Source organism: Tenacibaculum ovolyticum DSM 18103 (assembly GCF_000430545.1).
Lineage (GTDB): Bacteria > Bacteroidota > Bacteroidia > Flavobacteriales > Flavobacteriaceae > Polaribacter > Polaribacter ovolyticus.
The window spans coordinates 198,888-217,561 of sequence record NZ_KE387163.1 but is presented as its reverse complement, the minus strand read 5'-3'; the positions used below and the strand labels follow the sequence as shown (position 1 = coordinate 217,561).

Below are 18,674 nucleotides of genomic sequence, written 5' to 3'. Positions count from 1 at the left end.
GACACTACCCAAAACAGTTTTATATGGTGATCTATCATCTTAATATTAAGTTATTACATGTTGAAAACAGTGTAATCAATCATTAGAATAATAAAATTATGAATAAAATGGATAATCATTGGTATCCATAGACTTTTGTATTTTGATCTTAAATAACCTAAAAAAAGCCCAAAAGGAAATATCCATATTAGAGATATAAATGAAAAATGAACAAGTGCAAATAAAAAGGACGTTGCAATTATTGTCGATTTTTTTGAAACTATTTTATTTAGCAAATTAAATAAAAAACCTCTAAAAGCAAGTTCTTCAAATATTGGAGGCAATATTGCAATAAATATAATAGACCATAATAATGGGTTTTCTAAATATAAATAATCCTCATAATAATTATTAGAAAAATTATTTGTTAGGGTGTTAATAAAACCTGTAATATAGTAAACAATAAAAGCGTTTATTATTGTAAATAAAATAAAAAGGTTTAAATACCATTTATTAATTTTTGGTAGCTTATATAAAGGGGTTATGTTTTTTAAATCAAAAATACTGTAGCCAACTACTATTATAATAAATATACTTTCAATAAGAACCTCACTCCAAAAACTATTATCATATGCTTTAAATACATAATAAGAAATGCCTATAAAAACAATAATTGTTATATAAAAGGCTATAATAGTATCTAAAGTTGTACTTTTTTTTGAGGTTATTTCTGCACCACAAGTAGAACAAAAATTGATTTTTGAATCAAAAACAATTTTACAATTTTTACATTGAATCATTATTTTTGTATTTCAATATTACTATTATCATTTTTCCGTGAATAAAAAGCAGAGTACAGTCCTTTTCCTAAGTATGAAATTATTATTATTTTCCAAATAAAGCCTTTAACTAATGATATTGGATCAAAAACGGCTGAAATTATTATTAAAGTTAAATACAATAAGAGACCAGACAATAAAGCTATAAAAGGTTTTTTATCAGACCAAAAAGCTAACAATAAGTAGATTAAGGCAACAAAAAGAACAATACTTAATTCTAGAATATCATTTGTAGTATAGTATGAGAATAAACCAAAAACAACCATTATTCCACAAAGAACAAACAAGGTGTTCTTTGCTGATTTAATTTTTTTATCACTATCAATATTTTTACTTTTTTGCATTGCTCTTTTTGCAAAAAACTGAGCTATTTCTTTGCTAGTTCCATTTTTGGGATGCCCACAATTTGAACAATAAGCGATACTCTCTTCAATACTTTCCTTACAGAAATTGCATAGGAAGTTGTTTTTAATTAAATCTTTTTCCATATTTTTTTTTGATACAAATATATGTTTTTAGTCTTTTATTTCTATAAGAATATGTTTGTTCTATGAAAAAACATGTTACAATTGAGCTTTTAAGCCTAATAACTCAAAAAAGTTTCACAAGATTTCTTATCCAACTTTTTAAATACTAAACAATTAATTATGGCATAAACTACTCAACAAGTACTTGTAAATAATTTCATGAGTTAAAACACACTATGTTAAGGAACTTATATTTAAGAGATGTATCAAGGCCCTGATAATGTAACTATTAAATTAAAAAAAAGATTTTTATTATCAATTTGTAGATTGTAATAGAATTATTTGGGCAAAAAGAAACCCAGCACAAAGACTTTATTAAAGAATTTACTAAAGGTTATAATATAATCCATTTTGAATTTAAGAATGGGTAAAGAGTTCAAAAAAGTAATTTTTAGGTATGTAAAATAAAGTTAAAACTTTATAAATAAATAAGAAAACGTTAAATGTACATTTAACGTTTTTTTTATACGCTTAATGTAACTAATGTTACAGTTAAAATTATGGCGATACACCATTAATTTCTTTATTACCATTATATTTGTATTAAAATTTAGAACACACTATGACACTTATAAAATCTATTTCAGGAATAAGAGGAACAATAGGAGGTAACACAGGTGAAAACCTTACACCTGTTGATGCTGTTAAATTTGCAGCAGCCTACGGAGCTTTCATAAAAAAAAGAAATCCAGAAGCAAAAAAGATAAAAGTAGTTATTGGTAGAGATGCTCGTATTTCTGGTAAAATGATAAGTAATTTGGTAGCAAATACTTTAGTTGGTTTAGGTATTAACGTAATTGATTTAGGTTTATCTACAACACCTACAGTTGAAGTTGCAGTACCACTAGAAAAAGCAAATGGAGGAATTATTTTAACAGCTTCTCATAATCCTAAACAATGGAATGCTTTAAAATTATTAAATGAAAAAGGAGAATTTTTAAATGGAACTGATGGTGAAGAAATTTTAGAATTAGCAGACAATGAAAATTTTGAGTTTGCAGAAGTTGATGATTTAGGAAGTTATAGAAAAAATAAGAAATATTTAAAAAAACACATTAAAGAAGTTTTAAAGTTAGATTTAGTAGATGTAAAAGCTATTAAAAAAGCTAAATTTAAAGTAGTTGTTGATGGTGTTAATTCTACAGGTGGAATTTTTATTCCTGCATTATTAAAAGAGTTAGGTGTTAAATGTGTAGAATTATATTGTGAGCCAAATGGACAATTTCCTCATAACCCTGAACCTTTAAAAGAAAATTTAACAGATATTTCTAAATTAGTAGTAAAGAAGAAAGCTGATTTAGGTATTGTTGTTGATCCAGATGTTGATCGCTTGGCTTTAATATCTGAAGATGGTTCTATGTTTGGTGAAGAATACACTTTAGTTGCTTGTGCAGATTACGTATTAGGGAGATTAGGAGGAGGAAACACCGTTTCTAACTTATCATCATCAAGAGCATTACGTGATGTAACAGAAAAACATGGTGGTACTTATACAGCTTCTGCAGTAGGAGAAGTTAATGTAGTACAAATGATGAAAGATACTGATACTGTAATTGGCGGAGAAGGAAATGGAGGTATTATTTATCCGGATTCTCATTATGGTCGTGATTCTTTAGTAGGAGTTGCTTTATTTTTATCTCACCTAGCACGTAAAAAAATGTCTTGTAAAGAATTAAGAGATTCTTATCCTAGTTATTTTATGAGCAAAAATAAAATACAATTAACACCTCAAATAAATGTTGATGAAATTTTAGAAACAATGGCTTCTAAATATAAAGACGAAGATGTTAATATGATTGATGGTGTGAAAATTGATTTTGAAAATGAGTGGGTACATTTACGTAAATCGAATACCGAACCAATTATTAGAATTTATACAGAAAGTACAAGTCAAGAAAGTGCAGATACACTTGCAGAACGATTTATAACAGAAATTGAACAAATAATAAAGTAAGAAAATTGAAAGTAAGAGCAATCAGTTTATTAATGTTGTTGTTAGCAACATCAATAATGGTAGGACAGGAACAAGAGAACGAAGTTCAAAAAAAGAAAGTTACCAATAAAGGAAAATTTTTCGTGTATTGGGGATGGAACTGGGCGAGTTACACCGATTCTGATATCCGTTTTAAAGGAGATAATTATGATTTTACGTTATCGAATGTAAAAGCACAAGATAGACAAACAAAATTTTCATTTAAAGATTATTTTCATCCAGGAAGAGTAACGATTCCTCAAACAAATTATAGAATTGGGTATTTTTTTAAAGAAAATTATACTATTTCTATTGGAGTAGATCACATGAAATATGTTATGATTGCCGATCAAGATGTTAATATTAAAGGTAATATTAATGTAGGTAATCCTAAATACGACGGTACTTACAATAACGAAAATATTAATTTAGCAGCCGATTTTTTACGATTTGAACATACTGATGGTTTGAACTATGTAAATGTAGAATTAAAACGTTTTGATGATGTAAGTCATTGGTTTGGGTTAAATTTAGAAGACTTACAAATAAACCTTACAGAAGGAGTAGGTGTTGGTGTTTTATACCCAAGAACAAATACTTCTTTGTTAGGAAAAGAAAGACATGATGACTTTCATTTATCAGGTTATGGAGCTTCTATTGGAGCTGGGGTAAATATTACTTTTTTGAAGCACTTTTTTGTACAAGCAGATCTTAAAGGAGGGTATATATATATGCCAGATATTAAAACGTCAGTTAGTCCTGCTGATAGTGCATCACAAAGTTTTTACTTTTTTGAAAACACTATTTTAATAGGAGGTAAATTTAGGCTATAATAAACAGCAATTAGAAATAAGTTTATATTATAAATATTTTAGCATACTTCTTTGTATAATTTTAATTTTAGACTACATAAACAATACCAGATGATAAATTTAGAACAGTATTTTGATACGTTTAAAAAAAACATTGTTGGAGTTAATCAAACATATCAATCGCCATATGGTGAACAAAAAATGGTATATACCGATTGGACCGCAAGTGGTAGATTATACATGCCAATAGAAAATCAGTTGTTAAATAAATTTGGTCCATTTGTAGCAAATACACATACCGAAACTTCAACATCAGGAGCTGCTATGACATTAGCATATCATGAAGCACGTAACATCATTAAAAACCATGTTAATGCATCAAAAGATGATATCTTAATAACAGAAGGCTCTGGAATGACTGGTGTTGTAAACAAATTTCAACGAATTTTAGGCTTAAAGGTTTCTGAAAATTTAAAAGAGCATACAGAAATTCCAGAAGAAAAGCGTCCTATCGTTTTTGTGAGTCATATGGAGCATCACTCTAATCAAACTTCATGGATAGAAACGATTGCTGATGTTGCTGTAGTACCATGTAATGAAGCTGGATTAGTTTGTTTAGATATGTTTGAAAAAACGATAAAAAAATATTTAGATAGACCTATAAAAATTGCTTCAATCGTTGCAGGATCTAATGTAACAGGTATCAAAACAGATTATCATAAAGTAGCCTCATTAATTCATAAATATGGTGGTTTATGTTTTGTAGATTTTGCTTGTTCAGCCCCTTATGTAGATATGAACATGCATCCAGAAAAAGAAGATGAATATTTAGATGCTATTTTCTTTTCGCCACATAAATTTTTAGGAGGTCCAGGAAGCTCTGGTGTTTTAATTTTTAATAAAAAATTATATAAAAACATGATTCCTGATAACCCAGGCGGAGGTACGGTAAGTTATACAAACCCTTGGGGAGGTCATGATTATTTTGATGATGTTGAAACTCGTGAAGATGGAGGAACACCTGCTTTTTTACAAACTATAAAAATTGCATTATCTATTCAGTTAAAAAACCAAATGGGTACTGATAAGATGAAACAACGTGAAGATGAAATTAATCCAATTATTTTTAATTGTTTAGAAAATCTTGAGGGCGTAAAAATATTGGCTCCAAATCATAAAGATCGATTGAGTATTTTTTCTTTTTATTATGAAAAATACCATTTTAACTTAGTTGTTAAGTTATTAAATGATCGTTTCGGAATTCAAACAAGAGGAGGCTGTTCTTGTGCTGGAACTTATGGGCATTTCTTATTAAATGTTGATTTAAGTACATCAACAAGAATAAAAGATCAAATTTCTGAAGGTTGTAACACTGATAAACCAGGTTGGGTTCGTTTATCTGTACACCCAACTGTTACAGACAAAGAAATACAGTTTATTTGTAATTCATTAAAAACATTAACCGATAATATTGAAGAATGGTCGAAAGATTATAAATATTATATGATTAAAAATGACTATGTACATATTTCATCTGAACCTATTGAAAGAGAATTAATAGCTGACTGGTTTACCCTATAAATATGAGTTTATTAAATACCATTTTTTTAGAAAATGATTATTCTAAAATTAAAGAAGAAAAAATAGTTGGTAGGTATATTACTTTAAAAGATATAAAGCCTCTTTATGATAATTTAGAGTCAAATATTAGCTCTGAGGTAATAGGTTTATCTGAAGAAGATAGAGAAATTTATAAACTGAAGTTAGGTAAAGGAAAAAAGAGAATACTTATTTGGAGTCAAATGCATGGTAATGAAAGCACTGGTACTAAAGCTGTATTTGATTTTTTAAATTTTATAAAACAATATGCAGATAACGACATTGTTAGTTCAATTTTAAATAATTGTACTATTACAATTATCCCGATGTTAAATCCTGATGGGGCAGAGGCTTATACTCGTATAAATGCTAATGGAGTTGATTTAAACAGAGATGCTGTTGATTTAAGTGCAAAAGAGAGTAAATTATTACGAAAAACATTAGATGCGTTTAAACCAGATTTCTGTTTTAACTTACATGATCAAAGAACTATTTTTGGAGTAGAAGGTACCAAAAACCCTGCTACTATTTCATTTTTAGCACCTTCTGAAGAAGAAACACGTAAAATTACAAGTGGTCGTAAAGAAACGATGGATGTGATTGTATCAATGAACGCATTATTGCAGCAATTAATACCAAATTATATTGGTCGTTATACTGATGAATTTTATCCAACAGCCACCGGAGATAATTTTCAGAAGCTAGGATACAATACCGTTTTAATAGAAGCAGGTCATTATCCGAATGATTACGAACGTGAATTGGTAAGAAAATACAATTTCTACGCGCTATTACAGGGGATTTATCATATATCAACATCAAAAAACTTCAAAAATTACTCAGATTATTTATCTATTCCAAACAATATCAAGAACTTCTATGACGTTATTTATAGAGCAAAAAATAATGAAAAAGATGTAGCATATCAGTATGTTGAGAAATTAGAAAATAGTAAATTTGCACTGATTTTAACTAAGGAAAAAGAAGGCGATTTATCTGAATACTTAGCTCATAAAGAATTTAACAAATAATCTAAAAAACTGAATATTTATTAATAAAACCCTTCAAAAATTAGAAAAAAATCATATTTTAGCAATATTACTTGAAGAAAATAAAAGAATGAAGAAGTTTGTACTAGATGAGATTGATCATCAAATTTTAGACATTTTAATTGAAAATGCGCGTACCCCATTTACAGACATTGCAAAAAAACTGTTAGTATCTGCTGGTACTATACATGTTCGTGTCAAAAAAATGGAAGATGAAGGTATAATCCAGGGGTCAACATTAACGTTGAACTATGATAAAATGGGATATACTTTTATAGCTCATATCGGTGTGTATTTAGAGAAAACATCTATGACTCAACACGTTTTAGATAGTTTACGTTTAATACCAAATGTAACAGTAGCATACGTTACAGCTGGTAAATACAATATCTTTTGTAAGGTAAGAGCAAAGAGCACTAATGATGCAAAAGATATTATTTATTTAATTGATGATATTAATGGTGTTAATCGTACTGAAACGATGATTTCTTTAGAAGAAAGTATTAACGATAAGAAACGTTTAATGCACGCTATTTTTAAAGAAATATAATTAATATATTTTATTACAAAAAAAAGAGGTTGATATTATCAACCTCTTTTTTTTGTACTTATTTTAAATATTCCATTCAAATTTCTTAAAAAGAGTATTCCAATCATCTGGAAAATTGCTTTTTATTAATAGTTTTTTATTTGAAAACGGATGTATAAAATCAAGTGAATGCGCATGTAAAAACATATTTTCACAATTAAAGTTTTCTTGAAACATTACATTATGGTTTTTATCACCATATTTTGGATCACCTATAAGAGGATGACTTATTTTGTTCATATGAATACGTAACTGATGTAATCTACCAGTTGTAGGTTTCATTTCCACTAAACTATATCTTGATGTATCATAAGGTTTTACAGGAATATCTAAAATGATTTTATGAACTGTTTTTAAATGTGTTTCAGCCTCTTTGTAAACATCAGCATCTCTTCCTTTTACAGGTGAATCTATAATTTTAGACTCTGGAGAATGCCCTCTTACAATTCCAAAATAAGTTTTTTGAATCTCATTATTAGTAAATAGCTCTTGAAATTTAGACACATATTTAGTTTCTTTTGCTAATAACATAATTCCAGATGTTTTTCTATCTAAACGATGTATCGGATAAAATTTATGATTTAATTGTTTAAATAATAATTGCAACAAAGAGTCCTCATCAGAAACATTTCGTGAATGATGTGCGTGGTGTACAACTACATTATTGGGTTTTGATACACAAATTACATAGTCATCTTCAAAAAGAATAGTAAGGCTCATAATTTAATTTTTGACTGCTTTAAATTTTATAAAATTAAGTAGAATTAAAGATATTATTCCACAAACTAAAAAACCAACAAAAAGTGGTAAGGTAGTAGTTACAACATATTTACCAATAAATGTAGCTATCGGAACAGCCATAATCGTAGATACAAAACCATTTATAGCTGCACCAACTCCAGCAATATGACCAACTGGTTGCATTGCTAAAGCTCTCAAATTTCCAAATAGAAAGCCAATTGCAAAAAACTGTAATGCAAAAAATGATAAAAGCACATTTATATTTGGGTTTTCTTTACCGTAAAATAAAATGATATAAATAATAGGAATAAGAGTGAAAACTATTAAGAAAGTAGAAATTAACTTTAACATTCCATATTTCATTACAAAGGTTCCATTTAAAAAAGTAGCAAACCCAACAGAAATAGCTAAACCTGCAAAAATGTAAGGGAATTCTTCAACCAAATTATACTGTACCTGAAAAATTTGTTGTGAAGCACTTAAATACACCATAAAAGAGCCTGTTATAAAACCAGATATTAATGTAAATACAATTGCTTGTTTATGTTTTAAAAACTCTTTTGTTCCTTCTATAAAGAGATTAAATGAGAGTTTTGTAGTATTCTCTTTTTTTAAGGTTTCAGGTTGACGTTTCCATAGCCATAACATTACTAAGAAACCAAAAACTAATTGACTGTAAAATATAAATTTCCATCCATAGGCATCTAACATTAATTTACCAATAGCAGGTGCCACAACAGGAACCAGTATAAAAATAACAACAATAAACGACATTATTTTTGCCATATAGTTACCTTCAAAACTATCTCTTACCATAGCAATACTAATAGTTCTAGGAGCTGACAAACCGATGCCTTGTAATATTCTACCAAAAACCATCATTTCTATACTCGTTGCATTAACACAAATAAGACTAGCGATTACAAAAATGATAAAACCGAAGTAAATTACAGGTTTTCTACCTAAACTATCAGATAAAGGTCCTGAAATAAGCTGACCAAACCCTAAGCCTAAGAATATCATTGTTACTAATAACTGATTATTACTAGAGTTTTGTTTAGTATTAATACTAATTCCTATCTGTTTTATCGCTGGTAATAACGCATCGATAGACAAAGCTACTAACGACATTAATGCTGCCATTAGTACTATAAATTCTAATTTTGAATTGTTTTTTTGCATTTTGCAAATGTACTCTTAAGATTTTGCTTTATGATTGCTTCTAACATAGAATATATTCATAGAAAAGTTAAATAATTATTAAAGAAGTAATATTATGTTAAAAGAAAATGGTCTTAATTTTTTTGAGTAATTATTTACATCCAATTTATACGTTTTTATTGTAGAGATATATCTTTTTATTCTACAATAATCTTACAAAATCAACTAGAGTTTACTATTACTTAATGTTTTGTTAAGTAATTGTAAAATAAGTATTTATACGATGTAAAAGTATGGTTTTACCATACTTATTTTATGGTTTTTTTTAATTTCTTTTGCTTTTAACTGCTTAAATTGTAACATCAATTTGTGATTAATTATCAGTTGCTAGAGTTGAAAATCTAACTAAGGTGGATATCATTAAAAAATTAGTAATTCAATTTAAAAAATAATGAGCCTATAAAAGAGAGGGATAATTAATAAAACCAATGAATTCTGAAGTGTTAAATTTAACAATAGAGAGCTAACTAAACTCTAAATATTATACACGTAATATATTTATAAACAACCAAAAACAAATGAAAAACCAAACAAAAGAACAACTATTTGATGTTATCGTAGTTGGTGGAGGTCCAATAGGATTGTCTTCAGCCTATCACTTAAGTAAACAAGACAGTACAAAACGTATACTTGTAGTAGAACAGTTTAAATTTGTAAACGAAGAAGTTAGTTCTTCAGGAAAATCGCGCCAATTTAGAGTACAGTACGATACTGTTCCTATGGCGCAATTAGCATTAAGAGCAAAAGACCAATGGTTAGCTTTTAATGATGCAGCTAACAAAGAATTATTAGAACAAGTAGGAGCTTTGTGGTTTGGTGATCCAGAGCTAAACTCATCAGAAGGAGGTATTAATGATGCCATCAAAGTAATGGATGAATTGGGTATTCCATACGATCAGTTTAAAAGTGGTGAGCAAATTATGGATCGTTTTAACTTTAAAGATCTACCAAGTGATTACGAGGGATTCTTTCAGGCAGATGGCGGAATCTTAGATATTGATGCGACGCAAGAGTTTATGCTTGCTGAATTAAGAAAAAACAATAATGTAGTCTTAAAAGAATTTACAGCGGTAACAGATATTGAATCTTTACCAAATGATGACATTATTATTACTACTAAAAGCACGCAAAATTCTGATGAAATAATTAGTTATAAGGCCGAAAAACTGGCATTAACTCCAGGACCATATGTAAATGATTTGGTAAGTCATTTTGGGTTAAAAGTTGGTATTGATATTTGGACGATGTCTTCATCATATTATAAAATATTAGATCCAACCATAGCAGAAATAGGAACTACCTATTATGTGTATGAAAATAATGAAACAGGATTGTATTATGGATTTAATGAAGTTCCTTGGTCAAATCCAGGTTATGTTCGCGTAGCAAATGCTGTAGCCGATGAAATTATAGATCACCCATCTGAAAGCACACATGAACCAGATTTAAAGAATATTGGCTATACTACTGATTGGGTAAAAAATCACATGCCAGGTCTTGAACCAAAACCTTCATTGCTTTCAACATGTATGGTAGCTATATCACAATCTAAAAATGAAATATTATTAGATTACTTACCAAATACTATCAGTAATAATAAAAATATAGTAGTATATACTGCTGGTTGGGCTGCCAAATTTATACCTACACTTGGAGACTTAATTTCTAAAATGTTATTGGGTACTGTTTCTGAAGAAGATCGTTACTTTTTAGAATACATGACAATTGATTGGAAGTTTCCTTTTGATACTTATGCACCACATTTACATAAAAAAGATCTTAAAAAACAATTACTTAGAAGTTCTACAACAAAAACTACAAAACCAATCCGTAAGGGGCATAAAAAGTTTACAAGCACTCCAGAACCAGGATTAGATTTAGATGTAGCAATTGTTGGAGCAGGAGCTTCAGGATTGTATTCAGGTTATCGATTAAGAACTGGTGTAGATTCAAATGGAGATCCTTTAAATTTGAAGGTAAATATTTTTGAAGCTAGTGATCGAATTTGTGGTCGTTTAGATTCTGTTGAATTGCCAGGTATGGAAGTTACTGCTGAGTTAGGCGGAATGCGCTATATGACTACTCAAGCAATTATCAATGGTCTTATAAATAAATATGAAGAAGAAGGTTTGTTAAATGCGATTCCTTTTGAAATGGGGAGTTCTGATAATCAGTTGATTTATTTAAGAAAACAGCGCTATCATGCAAAAGACTATGATGTTCCAGGGTTTGAAACAAGGTATGATGTAGCAGAAGAATACCAAGGTAAATCTGCTAATTTTATATTTAATGATATTATAGATAGTGTTTTAATAGCCGATGGAGAAAGTATTGAAGCTATAAAAGCTAGTGCAGATCCACAAGCAGAATGGAGACGTGTAAAACGTGATTTAATTTATAGATTTGAGGGGCCTTTTTATAATAAATATGTTTATGAAATAGGATTCTGGAACTTATTAAAAGATAGAAGCTCGCAAGAATGTTATGAATTTTTAGCAAATGCTGGAGGATATTATTCGAATACCATAAACTGGAATGCTGCGGAAGCTTTTCCGTATATGGTAGGTGATTTTTCAGATGATGATGTAACTTATAATACCATTGAAGGTGGTTTTGATAAAGTGTTAAAAGTTACCGCTAGTAATTTTGTAAATGCTGGTGGAACTATAAAACCAAACAATGTATTGGTAAATTTTGAAAAAACTACAGCAAGTGATCCTACAACAAGAAAATACAAGCTTATTTTTGAAAATGTAGCAACAGGAGAAAAACATAACTATCAAGTACGTAACGAAGCCAACCAATGGGTTGCGTATGCAGATGATATTATTTTAGGAATGCCACGTAGGTCATTAGAATTACTAGATCAAAGTAACTTCTTGTTTAATCCTTATGAAACAGAAAGTAAAGCATTACATCATAATATTAAATCGGTAATGAATGAGCCTGCTTTAAAAATACTATTAGGTTTCGAAAATCCTTGGTGGCCAATAGATCCTGCTAAATATCAATCGCCATCAGTAACAGATTTACCAATGAGACAATGTTATTATTTCGGAACAGACGCTAACAATCATTCTTTATTTTTAGCGAGTTATAATGACATGAGAACTGTTTCTTTTTGGAAAGCAATGGAAAATGATGCGTTGTTTGAAACGAAACCTACAAATTACTTATTAGCTACAGCTACTCGAAGAAAACGACTTCAAGAATATTTAGAAAAAGAAGTGCCAGCTGCAACGCAAAGTATGGTTGCAGAAGTAATGAAAGAAGTAAAAGAAATGCATGGAAATGAAAACATACCAGCACCTTATACTTCAGCATATAAAGATTGGAGCCATGATCCTTATGGAGGTGGATATCATGCTTGGAAATCAGGTTTTGTAGTAGCTGATAAAATGCCAGAAATAAGACAACCACAAGCCAATGAGCGTGTTTTTATTGTAGGAGAAGCCTATTCAGATCAACAAGGTTGGGTTGAAGGTGCTTTTTGTGAAGCAGAAAAAGTAATGCTTCATCGTTATAATTTACAACGCCCTAGTTGGATTCCTTCAGATTACTTTTTAGAATGGGAACAAACTGTACTTCAACATATTTTATCTGAAGTAGAGTAGTAATCTATTAATTTTAATATAAATAATTGGGACCTTCGGGTCCCAATTTACGTTTATAATTGTTTCATAAGAACAATAGGAGTGAAGCACTAATAAATATATTATTTGTTAAATAATAAAAGACTTATCTTATTTTTGTGATTTATATACTTTGCATAAATCCTGAAATTTGTTAAATAAAAAACAGAAAATACCTCAAGAACAATTTATAGATACAGATTATTTTATCTACTGTTTAGAAGGTGTTCATGATATAGAAACTAACGAAGTTACCGAAACACAAAAAAAACTAACGCAATTAACCATGCAATATGGAGTGGCTAGTATTTATAAAACATGCGACACTATTGAAGGTTTAGAAGATATTTTAAATGCATTGCTTTTAGATGATCATAATTTTAATGACTATGAAATAATATACATGGTTATAACAGGTGAAGCAAACAGTATTTGTTTAAACGACTATTATTATAGTTTACAAGAAATTGCAGAAATTTTTGAAGGAAGATTAAGTGGAAAGATTTTACATTTTTCAAATGCAAAAGTGTTAGATTTAGATGAAGAAGAAGCACAATATTTTTTAGATATTACGGGTGCAAAAGCTATTTCTGGTTATGGTAATGCCTTTAATGGAATTACTAGTTCAAATTTAGATATCGCTTTCTTTAACTTATTTAAAGAAGATGAAAATATGTTAGATGTTGTAGAAGAGTTACATCAAAAATATTATAAAGTATGTAAACTACTTGATTTTAGATTGTATTATTAAAATAAGACTTTATTGATGTAAAGATAAAGTCTAATTCGTGTAGGTTTAATTCTTAGATTAAGATTGTAGGACTGTAAATTTTAATTAGCCTGCAGCACATACACTACGTTTTAAAAGCATATATTCTCCATTATTTTTAAACTCACGTATAGATACTCCTGTATAGCGTTTAAAGGTTTTTGAAAGATGACTTACATCTGTAAAACCCAAATCGTCTGCAATTTGTGTTAATGTATAATCAGAATTTAACAAACGTATTTCTACTAATTTCAGTTTTGCTTTAATAATATATTCACGTAACGACATGCTAACCTGTTTCTTAAAAAATTCACTTACATAAGTTGGTGACATCATAAAAACATCAGCCAAATTTTCAATCTTTAATAGTTCGGTTTTATTGATGTTTTCATTAATGTATGTTAGAATTCTTGTAATTCTATCATCTGAATTGTTTTTTGGTACTTCAAAATAAGTTCCTTTTTTAATATTTCTAATTAATAATTCCAAAATACTTGTCATTAAACTAGTAATTAAGGAAATAGATTCATTTCCATAATTTCTAGACTCTTTTAAAATTATCTCTATTAAGCTCTCAAGATGATTTCTATCAACATCATTCTTAATAATATCTCCAGGTAATTGATTGTAATTGGATAAAATATAAGAAGCCTCTTTAAACCATTCGTTTCTATTTATTGAAACATTATTTATGTTTTTAAAAAATGAATCTGTAAATTTTAAAAACACAAATTTTGTAGACTTTTCTATACTAAACGAATGGCATTTTAAAGGCGGTAATAAGAATATACTATCTTTACCATACGTATAATCATTATAATTTATACATTGTGTACCTTCTCCATCTTTAATTAAAACCAATTCAAAAAAATTATTCTTAACAGGTCTTTGTTTCCATTCTCTTAATTCTATTTCTTGTATTTCAAAAGGTTTATACGCTTCTAGTACTTGCATTATTGTGTTTTTTATAAATATAACAATACAAATTTAGATAAAAATGAATTGTTTTAGCAAGAATTCTATCTGTAAACCTTTAAATATACATAACTATCCTTTTTTTGTACCTAAAAAGTACTGTATTGTACTTGTAACTTTGTAGTGTAATAAAAAAACAACTCTATTTATTACAATGAATCCTTGTTCTTAACTATTATTAAAGTTTTTGAATTTAAGAAAGTAAAAAGTAGTTGTAGAACTTTATTTAGTTATAAAAACATTTTTTTAAAATAAATTATATATGAACAGATTAACAATTGTAGCGAAAATAGTAGCAAAAGAAGAAAAAAGGGAATTTGTAAAATCAGAATTACTAAAATTAATTTCTATTACTCGATCAGAAAAAGGATGTATTAATTACGATTTACATCAAGATAATGAAAACCCTAATCTTTTTTTATTCCATGAAAACTGGGAAAGTAAAGAGTTGTGGCAAGTACACATGAATAATGAGCATTTGGCGGAATACTTAAAAGTTACTGATGGGGCTGTTGAAGAGTTTGCACTAAACGAAATGACTGTAATTGGTTAATAACTATAAGAATACATTCATTTTTAATAAATTATTCTTTTCAATATTAAATAGTCATGAAATCAAATAAAAAAATCACTCTTGGTGTAACCAATTTATCTTTTCATCGCATAGCAGCATCTTTAGTTACTAATACATTAGTAAAAATGGGGTTTAATGTAAAACGATCTTATGCACCACACCAAGAAAATTTTGAACGTTTAAATACAGGTGAAATAACTATGTTAGCTTCTGCCTGGTTACCTTCTAGTCATGGAATATATAAAAGTAATGTTGAGAAAGAAGTTCCTTTATTAGAACTCGGATTACATTACAAACCATATGCTCTTTGGGGTGTTCCAGATTATGTTCCAGAAGAAGAGGTTTCAGAAATTATAGATTTACTAAAACCAAGTGTAATTTCTAAAATGAATAAAAACATTCAAGGGATAAATTCAGGAGCAGGAATCACTCGTTTTTCTATTCAGATGATGAAAGATTATAAACTTAATCATGCAGGCTATAGATTTCATATCGGTACAGAAGAAAATTGCTTTAGTACTTTTGAGAATGCTGTTGCAAATAAAGAGTGGATAGTTGTTCCGCTTTGGAAACCTCAATTTTTACATTATAGGCATAATATTAGAGAACTTAAAGAGCCAAAAGAACTTTTAGGTACTGTAGATAAAGCTGTTTTATTATTACGTAGAGACAAAGAAAATTTATTTACAAAAGCACAATTAGAAGAATTAGATAGTTTACAATTTACCAACGATATCATAGCAGAATTAGATTACAAAGTGTCTCGTGAAGGTAAAAATATAGATGAAGTAACAAAAAAATGGTTAAACAACCGCAATTAAAAATATTGAATACAATGAAAGCAATAGGATTTAAACAGTCATTACCAATAAAAGAACAAAACAGTTTTATAATATTTGAAACTGAAAAACCAACTCCTAAAGAATTTGATTTATTAGTAAAAGTACAAGCAAACTCTGTTAACCCAGTAGATTTTAAAATAAGACAAACTGCAGCTAACGATAAAGTTTTAGACATGCCAAAGGTTATTGGATGGGATGCTGTTGGAATTGTAGAAGCAGTAGGAGAAAAAACCTCTAGATTTAAAGTAGGAGATGCTGTGTACTATGCTGGTGATATTACTAGAAGTGGAAGTAATGCAGAGTTTCAATTAGTTGACGAGCGTATTGTTGGACATAAACCAAAAAATCTTTCAATTGCTGCAGCTGCAGCTATGCCACTTACTAGTTTAACCGCATATGAAGCATTATTTGATAGGATTAAAATAAATCCTGAAACAGATAAAGGGAAAACTGTTTTAATTTTAGCAGGTGCAGGTGGAGTAGGTTCAATTGCTATCCAATTAGCCAAAAAAATTGGAAATCTAACAGTAATAGCAACAGCTTCTAGACCAGACTCTATACAGTGGTGTAAAGATTTGGGTGCTGATTTTGTAGTGAATCATCATCATTTAAAGGAAGAATTAGAAAAAATAGGGCACCCTCAGGTTAATTACATTTTAGATTTTGTAGACTTAGAGGGGTATTGGGAAACAGCAGCAGAAATTATTAAACCACAAGGACATATTGTTTCTATTACAGCTAGCACTAAGCCTTTAGATTTAAATATTATGAAATCTAAGAGTGTTACTTTTTCTTGGGAATTAATGTACACACGTTCTATGTTTAACACCGATGATATGGATAGACAACATGAAATTTTAAATAATGTTGCAAATTTATTAGACAATGGTACTTTAAAATCAACTTTATCAACAATTATTGAAGGGTTTTCTGTTGAGAATTTAAAAAAGGCGCATGAGCTACAAGAGTCAAGTAAATCTATAGGTAAAACAGTTATTTTATTCTAACCTTAACACGTATATAATGAGCATACAAAAAGTATTAGTAGCTGTAACCATTGTGTTATTTTATATAAATAATACAAATGCACAAAATTCTATAACTGAAGCTGAAATATTTGCAACAACAAATCAGGCAGTTGGTAATATTACATTTACAAACTCTGGTAATTTAGTATATAGTCATCATCCTTTTTTTGCACCAGAAAACAGAGTAATGATTATGGATGCTAAATCCAAAGAAAGCAAACCGTTTCCTAATAAAGCATGGAATACACCAAGAGATACAGACGATAATTATTTAAGTAATGTTCTAGGAATTAGAAATGATAAAAACGGAATCGTATGGATGTTAGATATGGCACAGCGCAATAATGTAACACCAAAAATTGTGGGTTGGAATACACATACCAACACATTGGAGCGTATCTATTATTTACCAAAATCATCAGTGCCAAAGGAATCACAACCAAACGATATGGTTGTAGATACCAAAAATGGTTATTTTATTATAGCTGATGAAGGTATTGGTAATGGAGGAGATGGTACTCGTGCTGCTTTTATTATTGTAAATATGAAAACCGGCAAAACGCGTCGTTTGTTAGAAGGTACACGTAGTACATTACCAGAAAACGCGCCTACAATAATTGAAGGAAAGCATTTAGCAGTAAATGGTAAAAATCTATTAGTTGGTAATGATGGTATTACTGCCGATGCTAATTTTGAATACATTTATTATGGCCCACTAAACGGAACAAAAATTTACAGAATTAAAACAATAGATTTAGTAAACGAAGTTTTTACTGAAGCAGAATTAGATAGTAAAATTGAAACCTATTCTGAAAAACCAAACAATGGGGGAATGAGTATAGATATAGCAGGGAACATTTATCTCACTGCTTTAGAGACTAAAAGTGTAGTTGTAATTTTAGCAAAAGATAAAAGAGTGAAAACTATGACTAAAGATAAAAATATGGTTTGGCCAGATGGTGTAAGTTATAATCATGTAGATGGTTATATGTACGTTTCTGCAGCACAAGTAAACAAAGGCGCTATTTTTAATAATGGCAAAGATTTATCTACAAAACCGTTTTATATTTTTAGATTTAAACCAATTGTAAATGGAGTTTCTTTTAGGTGATAATAAATAATAATTATCAAAAAAAATATCCAAATAACTCTCAACAATATAATTTAATTTTTTTGTTGAGAGTTTGATTTTTTTTAGCCTTTGGTAAGTAATGGATAATTGTGTTTAAAATAAATTACAACGACAGCAAATTGTACAGAATATTAAAAATTAAATGAGAAGTAGAAATACGAATATTTAATGACCTAAGTACTAAGGTTTCTTATGAAAACTAATCACGTGGGATATTTAACATAATATCATTTTAGCTATCTAATGTATGAAATACATTTGTACTATAATGTTCTGTGTTATGTTACTTTGCTTTGGTAAAAGCGAAATTATATATACCAATAGTTATTTCATTTTTTTCTTCTCAAAATTTTCTTTAAAAATGTAATGGAATACGCTTTGCCCGAAACGACGA

At 28.9% G+C, this 18,674-nt stretch carries 16 protein-coding genes; 11 read left to right on the top strand and 5 right to left on the bottom strand.

From position 1 onward, the window contains the following. Nucleotides 1-53: 53 nt before the first annotated feature. Together H518_RS0110945 and H518_RS0110940 are read right to left on the bottom strand one after the other, a co-directional pair. Complete coding sequence (locus tag H518_RS0110945) at nt 54-779, bottom strand: CPBP family intramembrane glutamic endopeptidase (protein ID WP_028889089.1); 726 nt, start codon at nt 777-779, stop codon at nt 54-56. Further along, the gene (locus H518_RS0110940; protein WP_028889088.1) at nt 779-1,306 is read right to left on the bottom strand and encodes a hypothetical protein; all 528 of its coding nucleotides are present in this window, start codon (nt 1,304-1,306) and stop codon (nt 779-781) included. Before H518_RS0110940 ends, H518_RS0110945 begins: the two co-directional genes overlap by 1 nt. A 601-nt stretch (nt 1,307-1,907) precedes the next feature. Here H518_RS0110940 and glmM point away from each other — a divergent pair. The 5 genes from glmM (at nt 1,908) to H518_RS0110915 (ending at nt 7,327) form a co-directional block, all read left to right on the top strand. After that, entirely contained in the window at nt 1,908-3,299 is a 1,392-nt protein-coding gene (gene glmM / locus H518_RS0110935) for a phosphoglucosamine mutase (protein ID WP_028889087.1), read from the top strand. Nucleotides 3,300-3,331: 32 nt separating this feature from the next. Continuing rightward, nucleotides 3,332-4,150: a hypothetical protein gene (locus tag H518_RS0110930; protein ID WP_407635133.1), complete on the top strand. Its 819-nt coding sequence runs from the start codon at nt 3,332-3,334 to the stop codon at nt 4,148-4,150. A gap of 90 nt (nt 4,151-4,240) precedes the next feature. Beyond that, nucleotides 4,241-5,710 (top strand): aminotransferase class V-fold PLP-dependent enzyme, encoded by a 1,470-nt coding sequence (locus H518_RS0110925; RefSeq protein ID WP_028889085.1) that lies wholly within the window; start codon nt 4,241-4,243, stop codon nt 5,708-5,710. 2 nt (nt 5,711-5,712) lie between these two features. Next, nucleotides 5,713-6,759, top strand: coding sequence for a M14 family metallopeptidase (locus H518_RS0110920; protein ID WP_028889084.1), 1,047 nt, complete (start codon nt 5,713-5,715; stop codon nt 6,757-6,759). A gap of 88 nt (nt 6,760-6,847) precedes the next feature. Next, nucleotides 6,848-7,327 (top strand): Lrp/AsnC family transcriptional regulator, encoded by a 480-nt coding sequence (locus H518_RS0110915; RefSeq protein WP_028889083.1) that lies wholly within the window; start codon nt 6,848-6,850, stop codon nt 7,325-7,327. 63 nt (nt 7,328-7,390) lie between these two features. On the opposite strand, the gene H518_RS0110910 is transcribed toward H518_RS0110915, so the two are convergent. Together H518_RS0110910 and H518_RS0110905 are read right to left on the bottom strand one after the other, a co-directional pair. Beyond that, complete coding sequence (locus H518_RS0110910) at nt 7,391-8,086, bottom strand: pseudouridine synthase (protein WP_028889082.1); 696 nt, start codon at nt 8,084-8,086, stop codon at nt 7,391-7,393. 3 nt (nt 8,087-8,089) lie between these two features. Next, nucleotides 8,090-9,289 (bottom strand): multidrug effflux MFS transporter, encoded by a 1,200-nt coding sequence (locus tag H518_RS0110905; protein ID WP_028889081.1) that lies wholly within the window; start codon nt 9,287-9,289, stop codon nt 8,090-8,092. A 557-nt stretch (nt 9,290-9,846) separates the two neighbouring features. Between H518_RS0110905 and H518_RS20525 the strand changes: the two genes are divergently transcribed. Then, on the top strand, nt 9,847-12,942 hold the full coding sequence (locus tag H518_RS20525) for an FAD-dependent oxidoreductase (protein WP_051263740.1): 3,096 nt from the start codon (nt 9,847-9,849) through the stop codon (nt 12,940-12,942). 169 nt (nt 12,943-13,111) lie between these two features. Further along, the gene (locus H518_RS0110890; protein WP_028889080.1) at nt 13,112-13,711 is read left to right on the top strand and encodes a DUF6642 family protein; all 600 of its coding nucleotides are present in this window, start codon (nt 13,112-13,114) and stop codon (nt 13,709-13,711) included. A gap of 84 nt (nt 13,712-13,795) precedes the next feature. On the opposite strand, the gene H518_RS0110885 is transcribed toward H518_RS0110890, so the two are convergent. Beyond that, nucleotides 13,796-14,683, bottom strand: a complete 888-nt coding sequence (locus H518_RS0110885) for an AraC family transcriptional regulator (protein ID WP_028889079.1) — start codon at nt 14,681-14,683, stop codon at nt 13,796-13,798. A 283-nt stretch (nt 14,684-14,966) separates the two neighbouring features. Here H518_RS0110885 and H518_RS0110880 point away from each other — a divergent pair, with 283 nt between their 5' ends. From H518_RS0110880 to H518_RS0110865, 4 genes are read left to right on the top strand one after another with little or no spacing between them, the layout of a single operon-like run. Next, nucleotides 14,967-15,257 (top strand): putative quinol monooxygenase, encoded by a 291-nt coding sequence (locus tag H518_RS0110880; protein ID WP_028889078.1) that lies wholly within the window; start codon nt 14,967-14,969, stop codon nt 15,255-15,257. A 56-nt stretch (nt 15,258-15,313) separates the two neighbouring features. Continuing rightward, the gene (locus tag H518_RS0110875) at nt 15,314-16,099 is read left to right on the top strand and encodes a glycine betaine ABC transporter substrate-binding protein (protein ID WP_028889077.1); all 786 of its coding nucleotides are present in this window, start codon (nt 15,314-15,316) and stop codon (nt 16,097-16,099) included. A gap of 14 nt (nt 16,100-16,113) precedes the next feature. Then, entirely contained in the window at nt 16,114-17,127 is a 1,014-nt protein-coding gene (locus H518_RS0110870) for a zinc-binding alcohol dehydrogenase family protein (RefSeq protein ID WP_028889076.1), read from the top strand. A 16-nt stretch (nt 17,128-17,143) separates the two neighbouring features. Further along, complete coding sequence (locus H518_RS0110865) at nt 17,144-18,259, top strand: L-dopachrome tautomerase-related protein (protein WP_081411180.1); 1,116 nt, start codon at nt 17,144-17,146, stop codon at nt 18,257-18,259. The last annotated feature ends 415 nt before the right edge of the window (nt 18,260-18,674 follow it).

What these genes read in the sequence shown, in the direction of transcription:
- H518_RS0110870 (WP_028889076.1), top strand. Translation starts at nt 16,114, where the DNA reads ATGAAAGCAATAGGATTTAAACAGTCATTACCAATAAAAGAACAAAAC.
- H518_RS0110940 (WP_028889088.1), bottom strand. Translation starts at nt 1,306, where the DNA reads ATGGAAAAAGATTTAATTAAAAACAACTTCCTATGCAATTTCTGTAAG.
- glmM (WP_028889087.1), top strand. Translation starts at nt 1,908, where the DNA reads ATGACACTTATAAAATCTATTTCAGGAATAAGAGGAACAATAGGAGGT.
- H518_RS0110930 (WP_407635133.1), top strand. Translation starts at nt 3,332, where the DNA reads ATGTTGTTGTTAGCAACATCAATAATGGTAGGACAGGAACAAGAGAAC.
- H518_RS0110915 (WP_028889083.1), top strand. Translation starts at nt 6,848, where the DNA reads ATGAAGAAGTTTGTACTAGATGAGATTGATCATCAAATTTTAGACATT.
- H518_RS0110925 (WP_028889085.1), top strand. Translation starts at nt 4,241, where the DNA reads ATGATAAATTTAGAACAGTATTTTGATACGTTTAAAAAAAACATTGTT.
- H518_RS0110865 (WP_081411180.1), top strand. Translation starts at nt 17,144, where the DNA reads ATGAGCATACAAAAAGTATTAGTAGCTGTAACCATTGTGTTATTTTAT.
- H518_RS0110875 (WP_028889077.1), top strand. Translation starts at nt 15,314, where the DNA reads ATGAAATCAAATAAAAAAATCACTCTTGGTGTAACCAATTTATCTTTT.
- H518_RS0110920 (WP_028889084.1), top strand. Translation starts at nt 5,713, where the DNA reads ATGAGTTTATTAAATACCATTTTTTTAGAAAATGATTATTCTAAAATT.
- H518_RS0110945 (WP_028889089.1), bottom strand. Translation starts at nt 779, where the DNA reads ATGATTCAATGTAAAAATTGTAAAATTGTTTTTGATTCAAAAATCAAT.
- H518_RS0110905 (WP_028889081.1), bottom strand. Translation starts at nt 9,289, where the DNA reads ATGCAAAAAAACAATTCAAAATTAGAATTTATAGTACTAATGGCAGCA.
- H518_RS0110880 (WP_028889078.1), top strand. Translation starts at nt 14,967, where the DNA reads ATGAACAGATTAACAATTGTAGCGAAAATAGTAGCAAAAGAAGAAAAA.
- H518_RS0110885 (WP_028889079.1), bottom strand. Translation starts at nt 14,683, where the DNA reads ATGCAAGTACTAGAAGCGTATAAACCTTTTGAAATACAAGAAATAGAA.
- H518_RS20525 (WP_051263740.1), top strand. Translation starts at nt 9,847, where the DNA reads ATGAAAAACCAAACAAAAGAACAACTATTTGATGTTATCGTAGTTGGT.
- H518_RS0110910 (WP_028889082.1), bottom strand. Translation starts at nt 8,086, where the DNA reads ATGAGCCTTACTATTCTTTTTGAAGATGACTATGTAATTTGTGTATCA.